The 21,499-nt window shown below is 47.2% G+C and carries 14 protein-coding genes; 10 read left to right on the top strand and 4 right to left on the bottom strand.

The window, feature by feature from the left end; genetic code table 11:
- Positions 1-16: 16 nt before the first annotated feature.
- Positions 17-772 carry an SDR family NAD(P)-dependent oxidoreductase gene (locus DC345_RS19030; protein WP_113054403.1) on the top strand — a complete coding sequence of 252 codons (756 nt, stop codon included), beginning with the start codon at positions 17-19 and terminating at the stop codon, positions 770-772.
- Between the two features lie 92 nt (positions 773-864).
- Here DC345_RS19030 and DC345_RS19025 read toward each other — a convergent pair whose 3' ends face one another.
- From DC345_RS19025 to DC345_RS19010, 4 genes are all read right to left on the bottom strand, one after another.
- Complete coding sequence (locus DC345_RS19025) at positions 865-2,580, bottom strand: extracellular solute-binding protein (protein WP_113054402.1); 1,716 nt, start codon at positions 2,578-2,580, stop codon at positions 865-867.
- Positions 2,574-4,307, bottom strand: coding sequence for a sensor histidine kinase (locus DC345_RS19020; protein ID WP_113054401.1), 1,734 nt, complete (start codon positions 4,305-4,307; stop codon positions 2,574-2,576). Before DC345_RS19020 ends, DC345_RS19025 begins: the two co-directional genes overlap by 7 nt.
- 18 nt (positions 4,308-4,325) lie before the next feature.
- On the bottom strand, positions 4,326-5,963 hold the full coding sequence (locus DC345_RS19015) for a response regulator (protein WP_113054400.1): 1,638 nt from the start codon (positions 5,961-5,963) through the stop codon (positions 4,326-4,328).
- A 201-nt stretch (positions 5,964-6,164) separates the two neighbouring features.
- Positions 6,165-7,703 carry a glycoside hydrolase family 31 protein gene (locus DC345_RS19010; protein WP_113054399.1) on the bottom strand — a complete coding sequence of 513 codons (1,539 nt, stop codon included), beginning with the start codon at positions 7,701-7,703 and terminating at the stop codon, positions 6,165-6,167.
- Between the two features lie 313 nt (positions 7,704-8,016).
- Here DC345_RS19010 and DC345_RS19005 point away from each other — a divergent pair, with 313 nt between their 5' ends.
- The 9 genes from DC345_RS19005 to DC345_RS18965 all read left to right on the top strand — a co-directional run bounded on the left by DC345_RS19005 (position 8,017) and on the right by DC345_RS18965 (position 21,480).
- On the top strand, positions 8,017-9,306 hold the full coding sequence (locus DC345_RS19005; protein ID WP_258530715.1) for an ABC transporter substrate-binding protein: 1,290 nt from the start codon (positions 8,017-8,019) through the stop codon (positions 9,304-9,306).
- A gap of 75 nt (positions 9,307-9,381) precedes the next feature.
- The gene (locus DC345_RS19000) at positions 9,382-10,251 is read left to right on the top strand and encodes a carbohydrate ABC transporter permease (RefSeq protein ID WP_113054398.1); all 870 of its coding nucleotides are present in this window, start codon (positions 9,382-9,384) and stop codon (positions 10,249-10,251) included.
- A gap of 12 nt (positions 10,252-10,263) precedes the next feature.
- The gene (locus DC345_RS18995) at positions 10,264-11,100 is read left to right on the top strand and encodes a carbohydrate ABC transporter permease (RefSeq protein ID WP_064637320.1); all 837 of its coding nucleotides are present in this window, start codon (positions 10,264-10,266) and stop codon (positions 11,098-11,100) included.
- 207 nt (positions 11,101-11,307) lie between these two features.
- Positions 11,308-13,218 carry a DUF4832 domain-containing protein gene (locus tag DC345_RS18990; RefSeq protein ID WP_181586645.1) on the top strand — a complete coding sequence of 637 codons (1,911 nt, stop codon included), beginning with the start codon at positions 11,308-11,310 and terminating at the stop codon, positions 13,216-13,218.
- 264 nt (positions 13,219-13,482) lie between these two features.
- Positions 13,483-15,705 (top strand): helix-turn-helix domain-containing protein, encoded by a 2,223-nt coding sequence (locus DC345_RS18985; RefSeq protein ID WP_113054396.1) that lies wholly within the window; start codon positions 13,483-13,485, stop codon positions 15,703-15,705.
- A 235-nt stretch (positions 15,706-15,940) separates the two neighbouring features.
- Positions 15,941-16,927: an ABC transporter permease gene (locus DC345_RS18980; RefSeq protein WP_397333690.1), complete on the top strand. Its 987-nt coding sequence runs from the start codon at positions 15,941-15,943 to the stop codon at positions 16,925-16,927.
- A gap of 30 nt (positions 16,928-16,957) precedes the next feature.
- Positions 16,958-17,857, top strand: a complete 900-nt coding sequence (locus DC345_RS18975; RefSeq protein ID WP_113054394.1) for a carbohydrate ABC transporter permease — start codon at positions 16,958-16,960, stop codon at positions 17,855-17,857.
- Between the two features lie 108 nt (positions 17,858-17,965).
- Positions 17,966-19,657, top strand: coding sequence for an ABC transporter substrate-binding protein (locus tag DC345_RS18970; protein WP_181586644.1), 1,692 nt, complete (start codon positions 17,966-17,968; stop codon positions 19,655-19,657).
- Between the two features lie 89 nt (positions 19,658-19,746).
- Positions 19,747-21,480, top strand: coding sequence for a DUF4091 domain-containing protein (locus DC345_RS18965; protein WP_113054392.1), 1,734 nt, complete (start codon positions 19,747-19,749; stop codon positions 21,478-21,480).
- Positions 21,481-21,499 lie beyond the last annotated feature (19 nt).

Below are 21,499 nucleotides of genomic sequence, written 5' to 3'. Positions count from 1 at the left end.
ATAAGGAGAAAATAGGATGAAATACACAGTTATTACAGGTGCAAGTTCAGGGATTGGTTATGAGACAGCATTGGCGTTTGCTGCACGAGGCAAAAACTTAATTTTGGTCGCAAGAAGATTGGACAAATTACAAGAACTCAAATTAGCAATTCAGAATATTGACGCTACAGTACATGTTATTGTTCAAACTAGTAATCTATCGGATACTGCTCAGGCATACACACTGTATAACGCGCTGAAGGAATATCAAATTGAGACTTGGATTAACAATGCGGGGCTTGGTGAAGGTTCTTTTGTAGCAGAACAGAATCTGGAGAAAGTTGAAACGATGCTGCGTGTGAACATTGAGGCCCTGACAATCCTTTCCACACTGTATGTGCGTGATTATGCGGAAGTAGAGGGAACTCAGTTAATTAACGTTGCATCCGCACTTGGCTATGCCATTGCTGTTGGAAGTGTTGCGTATTCGGCGACGAAATTCTACGTTAGTGCCTTCACAGAAGGGCTTGCCAAAGAACTTGAAATAAAAGGTGCAAAACTAAAAGCAAAAGTCCTTGCTCCAGCTATAACGGAAACAGAATTTGTGAAGAAATCATTAGATACAGAAGAATTTGATTACAAAGCAAATATGTCTAAATACCACACCGCCAAAGAAATGGCAGGATTTATGTTATATCTGTATGATAACAACGAAGTCGTAGGGATTGTAGACCTGAACTACAATTTCAATCTGAGAAGCCCAATCTATCCAATCATAGGAGAATTGCATTAATATTTCATCAAACATGGCGTACAACTAAACATTGTGCGCCATGTTTTTAATCTCATCCTTTCATTTTTTATATAACCCACAGAAAACAACGATTATTGATTGATTTTTTCCAGCGATGTGTACCAGTCGTTCACCTCTTCAGTGATCTTATCACCACCTAGCTTGTGCCATCTAGCGACGACGAGATCGAAGCTTGACAGCGGCTCCTGCCCGTATACGATTTTGAGCATCGCGTCATGCAGTAACTCGTCAAGGACATCACCGATTTTTTCCATCGTAGGCGTTGGCGCACCGGTGAAGGCATCTGTCTTGTAGACGGAGGGATTGCTTTCAACGATTTGCCAACCCTTCAGCTCCTGCGGTGTACGGAGCAGCTTGTTTTTGATGTCATATGAGGTCTGATCGGATACGCCGCTGTTGATACGGGCAATCGATTCACTGAGCAAGTTAGGGACCGAGGGCAGAGACAGGCTTAAGAGATACTTCTGGGGGTCAGCAAAACCGCCCGGAACCTGGCTTTCCAGGAATGTCACCTTGCCATCCTCATAGCCGTAGTCGTAGCCTTCAGCGATACCCCAGCGATATGGCGAGCCGGCAGGAGGATCTATGAAGTTGTCATAAACAAAGTTCATATAGTTGAAAAAAATCTCAGGATTCGCCATATTTGCGTTGATAGCAATTGCGCCATATTCTGGCGGCGTGCCACGCGTACCGGATAAACCGCTCGGCCCGGCGGGGATCGGGTATGCCTCGAACCGGGCGTCCGGTACGTTCGTAGTTACGTTCCCTAGCGGCCATCCGGCCGCCCATAGCGGCGCCACAATCATGCCTACCTTGCCAAGCTTCCATGATTCCGTCGCTTGGACCTCATCGAGAATCTCAGCATCCTTTGGTATGTAGCCTCGCTCCATCCAGCGTTTTAACGTCGTTAGACCTTGCCGAATACTTGGCTGTACCGAACCGTAAGACAGCATCCCGTATGCATCTGTGCTCCAGATATCCGGCATCTCCCCATAAGCCCCAAATACGAAGCCCGCATCCGACATCCAGGTGAAAAACGAATTTTTTAAGCTGATGCTAAGTCCATAGGTGTCGTCTTTACCATTGCCGTCCGGGTCTAGATGAACGAACGCATCCATGACGGATTCCATCTCGTCCAGGGTGGTGGGTGCTTGCAGACCAAGCTTATCAAGCCAATCCTGACGAATGTACAATACCTCGTTCGAATTCATCTTGCCGTCGAGGATTGGTATCGCCATTTTTTTGCCGTTGATCATGTATCGGTCCCACGACTCGGGTGCCTGCGCCATGGCTGCCTTCCACTTAGGTGAGGCATACTGCTCGAACAACTCTCCTACGTCGCGGAAGGCACCGGAGCGCAGCAACGAATACATATTTTGTCCACCCTTGAAGGTAACGATATCAGGAAGGGACTGACCGGTCGCAATCAAGGTATTCAGTTTATTGATGTAGACATCCTCATCACCAGTCGTCGTCCAGAGGTAATTGACCTGGATGCCAAGCTTGTCCTCAAACAGTCGGCTCAGTACATTGTTTTGCAGATCCTCACCGTTTTTGAACTCGATGTCCGGGTACAGATGCCCAACGGTCGTCAAGACGACGGGAGACTCATATTTTCCACCGATGAACGAAGGGGCAGGCCCCACAGACGTGTTTTCTTTCTCCAGTAGTTGGGAGGGGGCCGTTGGATCTTCCCAAAAGATAAACGAGAAAATCATAACAACCAGGAACAAGATGATCGCGAGACCAAACAGCCCTGTTTGCTTCAACCATTTCCAGATTAACATATCTCTGTTGCCTCCTGTTCACGGACCACTTTCCAGCGCAACGTCACCTGAAATCCGCCCAGATCTCCATTAGACAGCTCCATATTGGCCTCCGAGCCGAGCATTGCTCTCATCCGCTCATATACATTGTGAAGTGCCCACGCAGTATTGGCATCCGCGCCGTAGTAGATTGCATTACGAAGCGTGTCGAGTCGACCGGGCTCGACACCACAGCCGTTATCCGCCACAATCAGCTCACAATATTCTCCGTTGGAATAGCCGCGAATTCGGATGTCCCCAACCATCCGCAGCGACTCAATGCCGTGCAGAATGGCATTTTCCGCGAGCGGTTGTAGTAGCAACCGCGGCACTTGTATATCGAGAAGCTGCTCTTCGACATCAATGGTGAAAATAAAGCGGTCCATCTGAAGGCTCTGGATCGTCAGGTATAACCGGACGAGCTCAAGCTCGTCCCGCACCGTTGTGTACGTGTTCTCGAACTTGATCGTTTGCCGGAAATAACGGCTTAAGCTTATAGACATGTCAATGACGGCTTGCTTCTCGTCAAGCTCGGTCATACTCTTGATAAACGCAAGCGAATTGTACAGGAAGTGCGGCTGGATCTGGGAGTGAAGCTGCCGCAGTTTTGCCTCCTTGGAGCGGATTTGCTCCATGTAAACCCTTTCAATTAATTCTTTGATTTCTTTGGACATCTCGTTGAAGCGCTCAAACAAATACATGAATTCGTCATTACTCTCCTGGTGGAGTGTGATGGAATATTGGCCGGATGTGATTTTCCTAACGCCCCAGAGCAGTTTACGTATCGGAATCTGCACGTCCCGGTATAACAGCAGGGCGAGCAGGATACTGAACAGAAGTAGGAAAACGCTAGAGAAATAGTAGAGACGCTGGTTAGCATAGATTGGATTGAGTACCTCACTGATCGGGGTATAGTCCGCGATGTACCAATCTTTGAAGTTACTCAGAGCAGTGAAATTAACGAGGTATTGCTCCCCATCCAGTTTAATAAGCCGGTTACCACTCATTTCTTTACCAACATCAAGTCGGCTTGTCAATTCATGAATGAAAGGAAGCTTCTCTGTGTCGCTTGTCAGCACATCCCCGGCCGTAGACAACAAGATTGCGCTGTTGTCGTTCGTTCCCTTGGCACGGTCCAAGTAGGCAAGTACATTTTTGGTGTCGATCTTGGCCCTGACGACATAAGACACTTCCTCCGGATCAAAGCGGAAGGTGTACGGATGCGCCAAATAATACGTCAAATACGTGCCATCGCCCGTCTGCTCATACTGCCAGAACGGGCGGAAGTGTGTCTCCAGGTACAATTCGCTTAACTTTGACGAAGTGGACGTTGAGGAGAAAGATGAACTGTCCTCATCGTAAATCACCATAAATTCGGCGTTCCAGTTGTTCAGGGCATGCAAAAGGTTCAACTTGTCCGATACCCGCAGCTTCAACTTGTTTAACTCAAAATCTCCTTCCAGAAAGGAAGGAGTCGCAAGCAGTCGCACATCTTTGTCGAGTACGAGAAAATCGCTAAAGGACGATACTTTGGACAGATTGTTGTCGATGTCTCCGGCCAGGAAAGTAAGCTCATTCAATTTCACTCTTTGAATTTCCTGCTTGATGAGCCGCACGCTGGAGCGATTGGTCAGATAGTAAAGAAGCAGGGTAGAGACGAGCAGTAGAAAGATGACAAGTACAATTTTTGTGAAAATGGTTAGTTTCATTATAGTGTCCCCGTTCGGTCAGGAGGATTGATGACGGAAGTCTTGCGGTGTCAGTCCAAAATGCTCTTTGAACAATTTGATGAAGTACTGCGGCTTATGGTAGCCGATTGCCGTCGCAACGTCGCTAACCTTGAGTTCTGGCTGCTCGATAAGGATTTCCCGCGCGCGCTGCATGCGCATTTTGTACAAATATTCGCTAATATTCTCGCTTGCCTTGCTTTTGAACAGAGCAGACAAATACGCGGGATGCAGGCCGACGTGATCCGCTGCCGTCTGCAGCGTGGCGTCCGCGAGATGCGCGGTGATGAACTGTTGGACCTTAAGGATGAGCGCTACTTGCTCATTGTTCCATTCGCTTTTGGTCATCTCCCGCAATCGCTCGAGCGTGAGTACTATCCAATCCTGAAGCTGGTACATATGGCGGAAACGGTTGGCTTCAGTGGCCTTGTCCAGCTCTGGAGGGATGATCTCAAGCAGGCTGAGTCCGTTTTTGTGGGCAAAAAAGCTGAAGGCACCCATCGCGTGATAATAGAGCTCAAGTAGCGTTTCCCGTGAATCCATTCGTTTGTTTGTCACCTCAAGGAAAATGGCGTCCCACTTGGCAGAGATCGCCTCCCACTGGTAAATTTCGAACAACTGGATCATTGTGGGCGACTCGTAAAGGCTATGGACGCGGTAGGGCTTTTCAGGCACTAAGGCGTCTTGCATGCGGATTAAGAGGTCCGTCTCACCGCCAAGATGGCGGGTGAGTATAGCCAGTGAGTCCTGGTAAGTCTCACGCAGGCCGTGAACCATGACCTGCCAGTGGCTAACGACGATTGAAATGCTGCTTTTGAGAAAGTGTCTGACGTGCTGCTGAAGCCTGGCCGCCAAATGTTCGAGGGACCGCTGTCGATTAAGCTCCGGTTCTTTCTCTAACGCTAGCCATGACTCTTCCCGTACCTTGAGAACGAAGACTTCATGGTCGTATGCATCACGCCCGTGCCAGACATGGAACAATTCCGAGAAGGTTTCCTCTGCGATATTTGCGACGGCAGAGGAGAGCAGGGACTTGTCCTTCCAGTTCAACTCCTCTGCAGAAGATTCAATACGGAGGAGGCAAATTGCAGTTTCGTCGCTCGGACAGAATGGCAACCGATAATAAGCCATTTTTTCTTCGAGCAGTTTGGGAGGAAGCTTCCTACCTTGAAGCAGATCAATAAGCAGCTTTTCTCGAAACAATGGCATATGTTCGCTGAGCATGCTCATTGCCTTCTCCTGTTTGCCCCGTTCGTCCCATTCCAGGCGGAGTGCTTCCGTGAGTTGGTGCAGCATGTCGGCTAGCTCCTTCTGGTCGACCGGTTTGAGCAGGTAACCATCCACCTGCTGTCTGATTGCCTCCTGAGCATAGTCCCATTCGCCATAGCCGGACAACAGGATACTTTTGAAGTGCTTGTCGTATTTTTTTATATGCTCGATCAGCTCCAGGCCGGAGATTCCGGGCATTCGAATATCGGTGATGATAATATCGACGGGATAGCTCTTGCAATGTTCAAGTGCCTCTTCACCAGAGAAGGCCTTGTGAACCTTGCCAATGCCGAGCGCTTCCCACGGCATGGTGCGTTCGAGACTGTCCACGAGATGAGCATGATCATCAACGATTAGTAGCTCATACATGCTTAAATCCCCCAGTCAGTTTTCGCTTGTTACGGATGGTGTATCTTCAACCTTTTTATTATCTGAGCAGAACTGTTCCTTTGTCAATTGAAGGTCGAAGACGTCAAAATCGTTGCTTTGAATTCGCTCATCTAGCGAAGCAGCCCTCTGGCGCCTGCGCCAATCAGGGCGAGCTTTATTTTTTTCATGGAGATATACCTTCTATTGGATTTTACGATACCAAGGCAGACGTGAGAGGGGCGCATCAACTTGAAGTTCGGCTGGCCCGTTGATGATATTCCCATCCTCATCCTGCCATTGACCTTCAGGAAAAACCACGTTTCTGGATGTAAGTCCCTTGACGACGACTGGCGCAACGAGCAGATTCTGTCCGAGGAGAAACTGGTCATTTACGAGCTCGTAGCCGCACTCGGGATATTCGAACTCCAGGCTGCGCAGTATCGGTAGGCCATCTGCAGAGGCCTGGCGAGCAAGCGCGAGCAGTTCGGGGCCAAGCTCGGATCTTAGCCGTACGGCGTCAAGGCACCAGGTTAGCTCTTCACCTTTCAGCACGCGCCAGGGTGCCATGGAAAACTGCATCACAGGGAACAGCGCGGCGCACTGGGTGTACCGTACGAACAATTCACTGTCAAAGTGAAATTCCGGGGAGTTGATATCGCCGTCCATACCGCCGCCGATCATGTCGGGGCAGTTAAATGCGTAGCCAAGCAGTCCCTGAGCAATCGCGTTGGGTATGAGTCCGCTGAGCCCAGTGGCGTCCCACGTATGAGTCTTGTCCCGCTGGCGCTGGATGAGTCCCTGGCCACCGAGCTTCCAGCACATCCGCAGCTCAACGAGCGAATAGCCAACTCCGAGATTGGCGTAAGCTTCGCAATCTTCAAGCAGACGCAGGGGACGAGTCCATGCAACGGGCTGGGTCGTGTCCGCTCCGCCCGGCAAGAACGGCTCGCCGGCGTCAAGCTTAAAACCATCGACACCGTAATCAGTGATTAGACGATCCATCTGCCGCTTGAACCAGGCCGCTCCTTCCTCCTTCGTATAATCCACAACTGCACTGTAACCATTCCACCAATGTCGGATGATTGGCGCGTTGTCCAAGCCTGTTAGAAGCAGATCATCCGCTCGCAATTCCTTAAACATGGTGCAGTCCGCACTTACGTATGGGCACATCCAGAGCATCACCTTGAACCCCATGCCGTGAAGCGTATCGATCATCTCCCGGGGATTCGGAAACCTGTGCTTGTCAAAGTCCCACATGCCATAATCCATCATCCAATTGTCGTCGATAATGAGGACGCCGGGCGGCAGTCCATTCGCTAGAATCGATTCTGCATAACGGATAATTCTGTCCTGCGCAGGGTTATAGAACATCTCGACCCAGGTACAGTACTGCGGGGCTGTGAAGACGAGGGCGTCGGGCATTTGCTTGGAAGGAGGGAAGTGTGTGCCGGCAGCATGACGGTATGCTCCCTGCAGTGAACGATGTTCCTCTTCCACGACGACTTCATCAGCGTTATCAAAGACGGAAAGTCCATTCTCGTCCACATGGAAGGCAAACGGCTGCTCGCTCCAAATATATCTGCCCTTATTGGAGAGCAGCAAAGGCGAGGCCTGATTGTCATCCGTCACACGTAAATCCCTCGTATATGTTGTTTTGCCAAACGGCATGGAGCTGCCATCGTTGATCACACCGCCCCACCAGTACTCACCGGGCAGCCGGGTGATTGAGATATTATTCATGGGAGAAGTCTCCTTTGGAATTGCGGACAAAATCTTGCGGATGATTTGCCCCAATCGTTTGAATTTAGGTACGGGTTTTATTATGCAGAGATCATCCGCAGTTGGGAAGGGGATCTTAAAAATGTGGTTTGAATCTTAAAATCTGGGCATTTAAACCGGATTTTTCCTGATTTATGATGAGAACGTCAAGAGCTCACGACGATCGACTGGCGGAAAAAACGCGCATTTTTTCCGTCTCCGGCTTTTGGAGCATGATTGCTGGACGTAAGAGTACAATCTTCTTTTTCAAGAAAAAGTCGAGGGGAGTTTGACGATGAATATAAGAAAAAAAATGGCGGCAGGGATCGCCAGCTTACTGCTTGTCACGTTGATGGCGGGCTGTAATAGTTCTAATGACGGGGGCGGGGCTACCGACAGTGGTGCCCAGAAGAGCGTTACGATCTCTTACACGATCTGGGATAAAAACCAGCAGCCTGCGATGGAGGCGATTGCAGATGCGTTTACTGAGCAGCACCCGAATATCAAGGTGAAAGTTGATGCTATTCCTTGGGGCGAATATTGGACGAAGATGTCCGCCGCAGCGCCAGCGGGAATGCTGCCCGATGTATTTTGGATGCATGGTGGTCAGTTTATGAAGTACGCAGAGGGCCAGTTCCTCGAGCCAATCACGGACAAAGTCCAGGCCAATGAAATCGATCTGAACAACTACGCGTCCAACCTTGTCTCCATCTACACGAAGGACGGGCAAAACTATGGTATTCCAAAGGACTTCGATACCATTGGTCTGGCCTACAACAAGGAGCTGTTTGATCAGGCGAACATTCCTTATCCAGACAATACATGGGATTATGCCAAGCTTGCTGAAGTCGCCAAACAGCTAAGTCAGCCAGACAAGGGCATATACGGTTTTGGCGCAAAGTTGGACACCCAAGCAGGCTACTGGAACGACATGTTAGCGAACGGTGGTTTTATTTTAAATGACGACATGACCAAATCTGGCTACGACGAAATGGCTTCGATTGAGGCACTAAAAGCCCGCTACCAGATGATTCTTGACAAGGCTTCACCGACGCACCAGCAGATGACAGACACGGATTCGGTCGAAATGTTCAAGTCCGGCAAGCTCGCGATGATTTTCGATGGATCTTGGGACAACGGCAATCTGGCGAGTAGTGAAATCATCAAAGGAAAATACGATTGGGCACCCCTGCCGAAGGGGAAGGTCAAGCGCGGCAATATCATTAATGGCATCGGTAACGTCATGTCTACTAAGGGGAAGCACAAGGATGAAGCATGGCAGTTCCTGAAGTTTCTCGGCTCCAAGGAGGCCGCTGAGATCACGGCAGAGATGGGTGCAGCGATTCCGGCGTTCAATAATACGCAAGACGCATGGGTGCAGAACAATCCCGATTTGAACCTGCAGATATTCATTGATCAAGCGGCGGACGCTACTCCGTACCCGAGTGGTTCAAAATCGTACCCAGTCTGGTTCTCGAAAGAGGCAGAAATTATGTCGCAGGCATGGGGCGGCGCGATTTCAATCGAAGAAGGCGCCAAGAAAGTGGCGGAAATGATGAATCAGGCGATTGAGGACGCAAAATAAGCGTCCTACGCCAGGCAAAATTGTCGATGGTATTCCGGTAAACGGAATACCTATGGCACAAATGAGGTGAAGGCAATGCATTCAAAAAGCAGATATATATGGGCTTATATGATGATCGCTCCGACGTTGATCGGAACGCTCGTTTTCTGGAGCTGGCCAGCTGTGTATTCCATCTATCTGAGCTTCCTGAAGTCCGAAAACTTCGGCCTTGTCAACCACTGGGTCGGTTGGGCAAACTACGAGAGATTATTTATGGACGAGGAGTTCTGGCAAAATCTACGTAATACGATACTTTATGTCGTGCTGTTTGTACCTACGACGATTATATTGTCAACGTTCTTCGCCGTACTGCTTAACGCAAAGATTAAGGGACAGTCTGTCTATCGGGTCATTTATTTTCTACCGCAGGTCACGATGGCGGCCGCGGCTGCTATGGTGTGGGTCATTATTTTCGCACAGGATTACGGACTACTGAACTCCGTACTCGGCACCCACATCGCGTGGATATCTGACAAGCGGTTCGCCATGTATGCTCTTGTCATGGTCGGTGTTTGGGGAGCGATTGGTTTTAACATGTTGCTGATCCTAGCTGGGCTTCAAGGAATTCCGCGCACTCTGTATGAGGCGGCTGAGATTGATGGCGCTGTTGGTTTTCGCAAGTTTCGTTCCATCACGCTCCCGCTATTAACACCAACGCTATTTTTTACGTCGATTGTGCTTGTGATCGGTGCCACACAAATTTTTGACAGTATCTATCTGATTATTGGTAAAACGAACGTTGCGCTACCGGCCGTGCGTTCTCTCGTATACGCTTATTACCAAAATTCATTTATCTATTACGATCAGAACTATGGAGCAGCTATCGTCAACATTTTGCTGGTGATCAACCTAGTTTTGACGGGTATTCAGTTCATGCTGCAAAAAAAATGGGTGATTTACGATTGAGGAGGTACGAAAGTGAGCAGAGTTGTCTCTTCGAAGCATAGAAGCAATTTTATTATTCATTTGGTTCTGATCGCTGGCGCAGCCGTCATGGTGCTTCCATTTCTCTGGATGATTCTTACGTCTCTCAAGACGACAACGGAGGCGACCCAGATTCCGATTACGATATTACCTGCCGAGCCGAGTTTCCGAGGCTATGTAGACGCCCTAAGGCAATCGGCCTTCTTGCATTATTATGCGAATACGCTGATGGCTGCGTTCATGAAGACGTTATTCCCTGTCGTCTTCAGCGCGATGGCGGCCTTTGCATTTGCGCGTATTCGCTTTCCAGGTAGAGGGCTGTGTTTTTTTCTGATCATTTCGGTCATGATGATTCCCAACCCAGTGTTCTATACACCGCAATATTTGATGATGAGCAAACTTGGATTGGTGAATACGACGACCGCACTTTGGATCACTTCGCTCGTCAGCCCATTTGCGACTTTTTTGCTGCGCCAGTTTTTCCTCGGCATCTCCAAAGAATTGGAGGAGGCGGCAGTGCTCGACGGATGCAATCCGTTCCAAATCTTTCGCTATATCATGCTGCCCCTTGTCAAGTCAGCACTGGTTGCAGTCGTCATCATCCAACTGCTCTGGTCATGGAACGAATTACAGTGGCCGCTTATCATCAACAGTTCACCGGAAAAATTAACGCTGTCAGCAGGTCTTGCCACACTTGTCTCCATGTTTGGTACGGATTATCCCGTATTGATGGCTGGTGCGTTCATGGCAGTTATTCCGATGCTCATACTGTTTTTCATTTTCCAACGGCGGTTTATTGAGGGTGTCGCCTTTAGTGCCAGTAAGGGATGATCTTTTTGAATTACAACGATTGTAATCTGTGAAAAGGACTGAGCGTACTACCACCACGTTTATTAAGCTTTCTGTATCAAGTAGAGACGGGGTGGGTTCTCATTCATGCGTAGAGTTCAGGGCTGGAGAGGGGGTGAGTAAGGCTGGCGAGTATGTTTGTTGCCATATTTAATAGTTAATCTCATGCGAACAGGAGTGAACGATGCAATGTCCAATGCAAGACTTGCAAGGTTAGGATTGATGATGGTCGTCCTTTGTCTACTTGGCTCAATAATGTTTATAAACTTCAAGCCCAACCATGCATATGCATCAGGAGAATGGCAGGCCCAAACCTATGACCCGAACAAAGCCGGGCTGGAGCTAAACCCACTGAAGGGCTTTTTACCTTTCTCCAAGCTTCCATCGGAAAGTGTTGATCCGAACAGTAGTTTTCCGCACAGCATGGAATGGTTCTACGTTTCGCTTCGTGACCTGATGACGGACTGGAACACGTACAACTGGGCACCGCTGGATGCCTATCTTAATGATATCGCTAGTCGGGGCAACCAGGCGGCTTTTCGTGTCTACGTTGACTACCCGGGGCGTACAAGCGGTATTCCGCAGTTTCTAATTAACGGCGGGCTTAAGACCCGGGATTATGATCAGAACGGCAATCACGATACATCTACCCACAGTCTGGCCCCAGACTGGAACGACGCAAATTTAAATCAGGCGTTGCGACAGTTCGTCAGCGCACTTGGGACCCGCTACGATGGTGATCCTCGAATTGGCTTTCTGACAACAGGATTATACGGATTTTGGGGAGAGTGGCATACATGGCCCTATAATACCGATCCAACGAATTGGGAGATGAACCAGACTAACCGTGACGGGTTGCTTTCGGCATTCAAGGGTGCATTCCAGAAGACCCAGGTACTTGCCAGGTACCCTTATTCGGCGAGTACAGCAGATTTGAAAAACGCTTTCGGCTACCATGATGATTCTTTTTCGTACGAAACCTTGTTCGCAAATGATTGGGGTTTTTGGAATTTGATTACGCAAAACGGCCTGCAGGACATCTGGAAGACTCATCCGATTGGTGGCGAATTATATCCACCCCTCCAGCAGGATACGAGTTTTTGGCAGCACTGGCCCAACCAAAACGGTGAAGACTTCCAGACCTCAGTCGAAACGACACATGCCTCTTGGCTAATGTATGATCGTGTGTACAAAAATTCTTTACCTAACGAGACGGCTAAGCTTAATGCGCTACAAGCTCATAAAATGCTTGGTTATACGCTGTACAATTCATCCGTGCAGCTGAGTGATTCATCGGCGTCCTCACTGCAAGTCAACGTCAAACTCCAGAACAAAGGCGTTGCTCCGTTTTACTACAATTGGGAGGTCGAGTTTGGCGTACTGAATTCCTCCGACACATGGGTTAAGTCGCTTGGCACGAAATCATGGAATCTGAAAAGCATCTTGCCTGGAGACGCGGACTATTCTTTCTCATATAGTGCGAATCACAACCTTCCCGCCGGTGATTACAGGCTGGTCATGCGAATTGTCAATCCACTCACCAGCGGCAAAACAATTCGCTTTGCGAACACACGTCAGGACGCAAACCGAGACGGCTGGCTAACACTGTCCGGTTTCCATGTTTCTGCGAGTGCTACAACTTCTACTTTACTGGCTGACCCGCCCGTGACGCCAGTAACACCTCCGAATTCAGGTGTTAGCGCCTATGAGGCAGAGGCAGCGGGAAACACGTTAGCAGGTTCAGCGGTCATTGCGAACTGTACGACTTGCTCTGGTGGGGCAAAGGTGGGTTATTTAGGCAACGGTAGCGGCACGCTGAAGTTCAATAGTGTAACAGTGCCGTCAGCAGGTAACTACAAATTAACGATTCAGTACTTGAATGGTGAAGCAAGCCGCTCCGCCATATTAAGTGTGAATGGAGCGGCTGGTACATCGCTCAACTTCCCAAGTTCCGGCAGTTGGACAACAGTGGCTTCTCAGGAGACGACAGTACATCTGCAGGCGGGGTCCAATACGCTTCTATTCTCACAGCCGACGGGTTATGCCCCAGATATCGACCGCATCTTAGTGAGTGTGAATCCTACCGATTCGGGAGTATAAAAGGTCAGCAATCCCCTTCCAGTCAGACAGTTAAGAGAATGACTCTTACTGTTGAGTGAAGTGCACCCCTTAGAATAGACATTGGAAAAACCTCTGGGTTTAGCCGATGAAATTCTAGGGGGTGCATTTTTGTATGGCCAAAAAAGAGGGAATTCGTCTACATATTGTTGAGTGGTGGACTTACCGTTTGTATGGACGTCTTCAGATGTAAGCGTGTACAATATGTAATAAATATCATTCCGTTTAAAAAATTGGGGGCTGGATATGAGGAAAACGTTATTTAATCGATTGCTGTTTTCTTATATGCCGATTTTTATTGTCGTGGTCACGTTTACGTTTTTTGTTTTTTTTCAGATACTAAGCGAACAAAGCCGTAAGGAGGCGCTTAACGCCAATAAAATGCTATCATTACAGGCGATGCGTCTGATCGATACTTCCCTGAAGGCGATAGACAATATGATCATGTCGGAAACAATAAATAATAAGCAGTTGATTGATTTCTTCAATAATGAAGAGAAGAATAACATTTTCATCAACATAAGCGCAGTTAAAAAAATGCAGGATATGATATCCTATTACCCCATGATTGATTCAATCTATTTTGTGCGTTATGAAGACAATTTCGTGCTCAGTAATGCGACAAGTGATCAACTTAGCAACTACAGGGATGAGCCATTTATTAAAAAGTCTATGGATCCGCTCGCATCCAAGCAATGGTCGGGCGTAAGAAGCTTCGAGCAGTTTTCTACAAAAGGGAGTAAGTCTGTCGTTAGTTTGGTACGGGGAGCGCCATTTATTACAGGCGAGAAAGGCATGATCGTCGTCAATGTGGCAACTGATTCGTTACAGAACAGTATTGCTGACCTATACGATTCAAAAACAAGCTTTATCGGAATTCGGGACGCCGCGGGAAACGATTTGTTTAGTGATCTGCATTCTAAAGAACAATCAAAGATCTTCTCCAATTATGTATCGAGCTATACCGGATGGTCCTACCAAAGCGGACTTATAAATGGAAAGTTGTTCCATGTGATCTCTTCATTATATAATGTCTGGTTTATCATCGGTATCGTGACGATCGGGGGTGGTTTTGTATGGTTGCTCTATGTTACCAGACGCAATTCAAGACCGCTGGAACAGATTGTGGCGCGAATCCGCGGTTACCGTCTCCCTTTGTCCAAGGAGTTGGGAGATGAATTTTCCTTCATCGAATCGGCCTTGTCCAATATTATTGAGCAATCAAATCAGTATCAGCAAAAGCACGATGAAGATCTGCATTTGCGAAAAAGGTACTTGTTCCACCAACTCATTGAAGGTGACATGGGTTTAACCCATGAGGAATGGATAGGAGAAACAAACAGTCTTCAGCTTCCATACTCGTTTAATAAACAAGTCGTACTTGTGATCGAAATGGATAAATACAGTGATTTTTGCTGCCGATACTCCCGCAGAGACCAAAACCTTCTTAAATTCGCGCTACGTAGTGTTATTCAGGAGCTTGCTCCAAAATATGGGCTCGCGCTTTGGTCCGAGTGGACTTCGGCATTTCAGCTAAGTGTCATGGTATTTGTGGACAGTGGGGAGGAAGCAGGTACTTCCATAACATACAAACTTTTCGAGAGCGTTCGTGTGTGGGTGCAGGAAAATCTGAAATTTACGGTAACGGTAGGTATCGGTGAGCAGGTTACAGAGCTTTCAAGCGTCGCAAATTCTTATAAAGAGGCACTCAGGGCGCTTAAATATAAGATAGTGCTTGGAGAAAATAGGCTCATTACTAGCGAACACATCACAAATCACGGTCAGGTTGAGGTGTTCTCACAATTAAACGTAATTCGATCCATCATCCAGTCGTTCAGACTTCTTGAGGACGAATGGAAGACGAAGTACGATAAGCTCATGAATGAAATGAAGTTAGGGTTGTTAACGAAAGATGAAATTACAAATCTGATGAATTATTTCATTTACTATTTGGGATTGGAAATCTCCGGGATGACAAAAGAGGTCCAAGAAATATGGATGCGAGATGGATTACCGAGGCTCAGTAAAATCATAGATGAGTGCCATTCACTTGAGCAAATGCGGGAAGAATCTTTGACCGTGTTGAACAGCTTTTTCACAGATTTGAAGGAAGCGCAAAACAGGCGTCTGCATGCAGCTACCATACGAGATATGCGAAAAATGATCGAAGAGCAGTATGCCAATCCGAACATGTCGCTTGAATATCTCAGTTCAATCTTTAACATTAATGGAAAATATGTAAGCAAGCTATTCAGGGAAGAGACCGGACAGAAATTCGTCGACTTCTTGATTGACATCCGCTTGCAGGCCGCAAAGCGCTTGCTCACGGAAACGCAAGGTTCCATGCAGGAGGTAGCTGAGAAGGTAGGTTATACAAGCGCGATCTCATTCAGCCGTGTGTTTAAGAAAGTGGTAGGCTACTCCCCAAGCGAATTCCGCGAAGAAGCAGCGCGCAGACAGATCGGTTGAATTTGGTTAACTGGTTGAAAATGGTTTGCTACGCCTGCTTGCCTAGCAATTTCATAATGTATTTCATGCAGCAGCTCCGGCTAATCACCGGAGCTGCTGCGTATTTTCAGGCCATGCGAAGACGGTTAAGTTAACGATTATTGTTTCTTGCTGGACCTCGTTATCCTACTTTACTATGTAGAATGTAAGCGCAAACAATTAGATCGAACGGAAGGAGAAGGAGCATATGTCAAGCATGCAAAAGAGAATCAGGAAACCCGAAACTTCATTGCAAGGCCAGCCACATGAACCTGCATTGCCTGACAGCAAATCATCATTACGCTTCATTGGAAAAAAAATGAAGCGTCACTGGCAGTTATACTTGGTCGTATTTCTACCGTTGCTGTATTTGGTCATTTTCAAGTATATACCTATGTCTGGCGTCGTCATTGCTTTTAAAGAGTACAACGTCATCCAAGGTATTTGGGGTAGCCCATGGGTCGGACTGAAATATTTTGATCAATTTTTTGAATCACCAAACTTTTGGCTGTATTTGAAGAACACACTTGGCATTAATATGTACGGTTTGCTTGTTGGTTTCCCTGCTCCGATTCTATTGGCACTTGCATTAAATGAAATTCGTAACGGTTTTTTCAAAAGCAGTGTACAAATGATCACCTATGCGCCTTACTTTATTTCAACGGTTATCATGGTTTCTATTCTCATCGTAACTTTATCGCCGAGTGTTGGGATTATTAGCAAGTTCACTCAAATACTCGGCATTGAGAATACAAATTTCATGGGAATTCCCAGCTTGTTCAAATCGATATATGTGTGGTCGGATGTCTGGCAATTTTCAGGTTATGGTGCCATTATCTACATCGCAGCATTGGCAGGAGTCAACCCTGAACTGTATGAATCGGCAAAAGTGGATGGTGCGTCCCGGATGCAGAAAATTTTCAATATTGATTTACCAAGCCTTATCCCGGTGTCCGTCATTCTGCTCATATTGAATTTGGGGAATTTCATGAAAGTTGGGTTTGAAAAAGTATATTTGATGCAAAATCCACTAAACATCAGCACCTCAGAGGTCATTTCTACCTATGTGTATAAGGTGGGGCTGCTCAGCTCGAGCTTCAGCTTTTCGACGGCGATCGGTTTCTTTAACTCGATTATCAATCTGATTCTTCTTGTGAGCGTTAACTATATTGCGAAGAAGTTATCCAGTTCGAGTTTATGGTAACAGCAAAATCAGCAGAAAGGAGGAACAAGTATGTTCAAAACGTCAAGGATTCGGGAATCGTATGGTGACCGTTTATTTCTAATCGGTGTCTATACTTTTTTGATCATGGTGACGATTGTCGTTCTTTTTCCGCTCATCTTTATCATTTCATCATCGTTTAGCTCACCGCAAGCCGTCGTATCCGGCAAGGTGTGGCTGTTGCCCGTCGACTTTACGCTGGAAGGCTATAAAGCGGTGTTTCGAAATCCACAAATCGTTTTCGGTTACTTGAACTCGCTCTATTACACAGTCATAGGTACAGCAGTCAACGTTGCTTTGACTGTTATGCTTGCTTATCCGCTCGCCAGAAAAACGTTCTACGGACGTAATTTCATCATGGTCCTTCTAGTTATAACGATGATGTTCGAAGGAGGGCTAATCCCCTTATATCTCGTAGTAAAAAACCTTCATATCCTTGATACACGATGGGCGATGATATTGCCAGGAGCCATGGCGGTGTTTCAAGTAATTGTCGCCCGGACCTTTTTCCAGACCACGATTCCCGAGGAAATTGCGGAAGCTGCCGAACTCGATGGGTGTAGTGACATCCGGTTCATTACCAGTATGGTAATTCCGCTCTCCAAACCCATTTTGGCTGTGTTGACGCTGATGTACGCTGTAGGGCACTGGAACGCTTACTTTGATGCTTTGATTTTCCTGAAATCTGCAGAATTGTTCCCGTTACAGATCGTGTTGCGTAACATTCTTATTCTGAACTCGATCGATCCGACCATGGTGAGCAATGTCGATCAGATGTTGGCGCAGCAAGGGTTGAAGGATTTGCTTAAATATTCGCTTATCGTTGTCGCAAGCGCACCTGTCCTGATCATTTATCCGTTCGTACAGAAGCACTTTGTTAAAGGTGTCATGATTGGTTCATTAAAAGGATAGTGACGGGGAGGTAGCTCAACCAGCATTTAAGGAGGTGAGGGGTTGAAAAGCAGATAGAATGCTTCCGTAATTGAAATTAATGTTCGATAAATGGGAGGGGTCATAACTATGAAAACATGGAAAAAGTCATTCTCGTGCGTCCTCGGAGCTGCACTCTGTTTATCACTCGTCTTGAGCGCCTGTAGCGGGGATTCGAACACAACTACGAATACACCTTCTGCCAGTGCACCAGAAGCAAGCGACGTGTTCACACCCGTTGGGGAATATCCGATTGTCAATACGCCCATGACGATCAAAATGTTTGCTCCACAGTACGCCGTCATAGAGAATATGGAAACCAATACATTCACGAAATACCTCCAGGACAAGACGAATATTCAAATAAAATGGGATCTCGTACCCGAAAAAGCGCTAAACGACCGTAAACAATTGATGCTGGCAAGCGGTGATTATCCCGAAGTCATTTTGCATGGGAGCTTAACCAAAGAAGAGCAGATGAAGTACGGCAAAGAGGGTGTGTTTATTCCACTGAACGACTTGATTGATAAATATGCGCCTAACTTCAAAAAAGCAATGGCTGAACTGCCGTACCTGGAAAGCTCCATCACTTCACCGGACGGCAACATATATGCACTTCCGCAAGTGAACGAGTGCTATCACTGCAACTATGCCCAGAAGCTATGGATCAATCAGTCCTGGCTGGATAAGCTTGGGTTAAAAATGCCGTCAACAACGGACGAGTTTTATGAAGTGCTAAAAGCTTTTAAAGAAAATGATCCAAACGGTAATGGTATAAAAGACGAAATTCCGCTTACCGGCGCTGACGACATGTGGGCAGGGAACGTCGCTTCCTTCTTGATGAATTCGTTCATCATCGACGATCAGGTGGACAAAGACAACGGGACTTTTCTCCAGGTAAAGGACGACAAAGTGGATTTCGTCGCCAATAAGGAAGAATGGAAGCAGGGATTATTGTACTTGAAAAAGCTCTACACGGAAGGCCTGATCGATCCAGCATCATTCACACAAAACTCCGATGCCATCCAGCAGTTGGGCAACCGTCAAGACGCGAATGTGATTGGCAGCATTACAACCGCTCTAATCAGTTACGCCCACAGCCCCGATGACAAACACCCGCGTCATAAAGAGTATGTCACCGTTCCTCCCCTCAAAGGACCGAATGGTGTGCAGCAAGCTGGGTACTTTGCGGGAGTAAGTGTATCGCAAATGGCTATTACGAACAAAGCGACCGATGAACAGAAAATCGCCGCAATCCGTTTGGCTGACTACTTGTACACAGAAGAAGCCATTGTGAATCAAGAGCATGGTCCGGAAGGCGAAGGATGGCGTAAAGCAGAGGAAGGTGAGCTGGGTATGGACGGCAACCCGGCAACTTATGCAATTATTTCTGATGGTGAAACCAAAATTACGTATAACGACCGTTGGGATCAGCTTGGACCGTCCCTCCGCACATACCAGTATCGTGACTCATGGGCAGCTCTGCAGGATCCGCTTGCTGAAGGCGCTTACGAGGTTCGTCTGAAGCGTGAATCAGCCAAATATGAGCCGTTCCAATCGAAGGAGAATTATCCGTCCAGCGTATTCATTGCATTGGAAGACACGCAGGTAGCGGCTCAACTGAAAACATCAATCCGAGATTACGTCAAGTCAAACATGGCTCAGTTCATTACGGGCAGCAAGGACATCGAGAAAGAATGGGATTCATATGTGAAAGGTCTGGACGGCCTGCAGCTTGGTCAGTATATAGAAATTTACCAGAGGGCAATTGATACGAAATAATTCGAAAATCCCCACCTAATTCCACCTTCTAGACTGAACGGGAGGCGGAATTAGGGGCTTTCAGATTAGACACGGAGGTGCAGATTGGAATGAACTGTGGTTTGCAAAACATGTTCTATAAGTATGTGTGGTCGTCCAATTGGTGGAATCAGGGACGTGAAGACACACAGGTGAAACACTTGGAACTTCGCTGCTGTAAAAATGACAGCGCCGCCTTCCAGGCATTGGTCAGCTCAGATCAAGAGGATATGCTCGTTACGATGAACCGGGATGCCCTGTTATGGAAGGGCGGCCCGATCAAAATTGTGCGCTGCGAGGTGGAAACGGATGCTCCCTGCAAGATCGATCTTCAGCTTATCGGGTTGATAGAGGACGATAATCGCGTTATGACTTCAGATGTTCTGCTGGATGAACCCTATCAATGGCTTAGGAAGCGTCAGATCCAACCTTTGTGGGTGGAGCTTCATGCCGATGATTCCGTTGCAAGTGGTCAATATGAAGGCAAGCTAAAATTCTACACGCATACGATGTTCGAGGATGAGGTTTTGGAGAAAGAACTGACGTTTCGTTTAACGATCAGTGAACAAGTGCTGCCAGAGCCTGAAAATTATACTTTCGTTTTGGACTTGTGGCAGCATAACTGTAATATTGCAAGAAAATATGATGTTTCCTATTGGTCTGATGAACATTTCACGTTTCTTGATTCATATCTTCACAGCTTGTCTCAGCTTGGACAAAAGGCGTTGACGCTTGTTGTTTCAGAGGAGCCTTGGAGCGGACAGCGATCATTTATCGATGCTGAGCCATCCGACTTGAATGAATATAGTATCGTTCAGATTGTGAGAAGGAGCGACGGGCGATTCGATTATGATTTTACGTACCTGGATCGGTATGTTGAGATAGGTGAGAAGCACGGAATATGCCAAGAAATAGAAGTATTCGGTTTGATCAATATTTGGAAGCATGAGGACGAAGGGTTCGGGGGAGTTGTGGATGATTACCCCGATGCCATTCGCGTCCGCTATTATGATGAAGAAGCGGGGAGCTATAAGTTTATCCGAAATAAATCAGATCTTAGCGCTTATATCGTGGCATTAGAGCAGCATTTTATCTCGCAAAATTGGATTGACCGTGTTCGCGTTGTTGCTGATGAACCGGCTGATATCAGCTTATTTGAGGAAAGTTTAGCATGCTTACGCGAGATGGCACCATCATTCCGCTATAAAGCAGCCATCAATCATACCGAGTTTATTCGTAAACATATCAAAGGAATTGTTGATTATGTGCCTGTCCTTGACTGTGCTGCAGAAGAGTATGAACAGCTAGAACAGTTAAGAAAAGAAGTGAAGGGGACATTTACGTTTTACGTTTGCTGCTCACCTGAGAAACCCAACACGTTCCTCAGTTCGCCGTCGATTGAGTCCAGGGTGATCCCTTGGCTCGCAGAAAAGCTGAAATTGGACGGCTTTTTACGGTGGAATTATACCGTGTGGCCCGACAAACCTCTGGAGAGGCTTTCCTATCGTCCTATGATATGGAAGGCTGGGGATACCAATTTCGTTTACCCGGGAAAAAGGGGCAAACCGCTGCTTTCGCTGCGTTATAAGTGGCTGCAGCGAGGCATCCGCGATTACGAATATATGCAGATCGCCAAGCGGAATGGACAGGAAGAGCAGGTTGAGCAGATTCTCCAGCGAGTATTTCGATTCGATCATCCGAGAGAGCTTGCGCCCTCCTCTGGCAAAACGGCCATGCAGTTATACAGTTTTAATATCGAGGACTACGATCGATTATATGAGATTGAGAACGGACAAACAGAATGAACAGCTGTTTTAAACAATG

Origin of the sequence: Paenibacillus taichungensis, from assembly GCF_003287275.1 — a bacterium.
Taxonomy (GTDB): Bacteria; Bacillota; Bacilli; order Paenibacillales; family Paenibacillaceae; genus Paenibacillus; species Paenibacillus taichungensis_A.
The sequence above is the reverse complement of the archived record's forward strand: the minus strand, read 5'-3'. Positions and strand labels throughout refer to the sequence as shown.

Excerpts from the sequence above, each read along its gene's own strand:
- DC345_RS18970 (WP_181586644.1), top strand. The coding sequence starts at position 17,966 with ATGAAAACATGGAAAAAGTCATTCTCGTGCGTCCTCGGAGCTGCACTC.
- DC345_RS18985 (WP_113054396.1), top strand. The coding sequence starts at position 13,483 with ATGAGGAAAACGTTATTTAATCGATTGCTGTTTTCTTATATGCCGATT.
- DC345_RS19010 (WP_113054399.1), bottom strand. The coding sequence starts at position 7,703 with ATGAATAATATCTCAATCACCCGGCTGCCCGGTGAGTACTGGTGGGGC.
- DC345_RS19000 (WP_113054398.1), top strand. The coding sequence starts at position 9,382 with ATGCATTCAAAAAGCAGATATATATGGGCTTATATGATGATCGCTCCG.
- DC345_RS18990 (WP_181586645.1), top strand. The coding sequence starts at position 11,308 with ATGTCCAATGCAAGACTTGCAAGGTTAGGATTGATGATGGTCGTCCTT.
- DC345_RS18975 (WP_113054394.1), top strand. The coding sequence starts at position 16,958 with ATGTTCAAAACGTCAAGGATTCGGGAATCGTATGGTGACCGTTTATTT.
- DC345_RS18965 (WP_113054392.1), top strand. The coding sequence starts at position 19,747 with ATGAACTGTGGTTTGCAAAACATGTTCTATAAGTATGTGTGGTCGTCC.
- DC345_RS19020 (WP_113054401.1), bottom strand. The coding sequence starts at position 4,307 with ATGAAACTAACCATTTTCACAAAAATTGTACTTGTCATCTTTCTACTG.
- DC345_RS19015 (WP_113054400.1), bottom strand. The coding sequence starts at position 5,963 with ATGTATGAGCTACTAATCGTTGATGATCATGCTCATCTCGTGGACAGT.
- DC345_RS18980 (WP_397333690.1), top strand. The coding sequence starts at position 15,941 with ATGCAAAAGAGAATCAGGAAACCCGAAACTTCATTGCAAGGCCAGCCA.
- DC345_RS19025 (WP_113054402.1), bottom strand. The coding sequence starts at position 2,580 with ATGTTAATCTGGAAATGGTTGAAGCAAACAGGGCTGTTTGGTCTCGCG.
- DC345_RS19030 (WP_113054403.1), top strand. The coding sequence starts at position 17 with ATGAAATACACAGTTATTACAGGTGCAAGTTCAGGGATTGGTTATGAG.
- DC345_RS19005 (WP_258530715.1), top strand. The coding sequence starts at position 8,017 with ATGAATATAAGAAAAAAAATGGCGGCAGGGATCGCCAGCTTACTGCTT.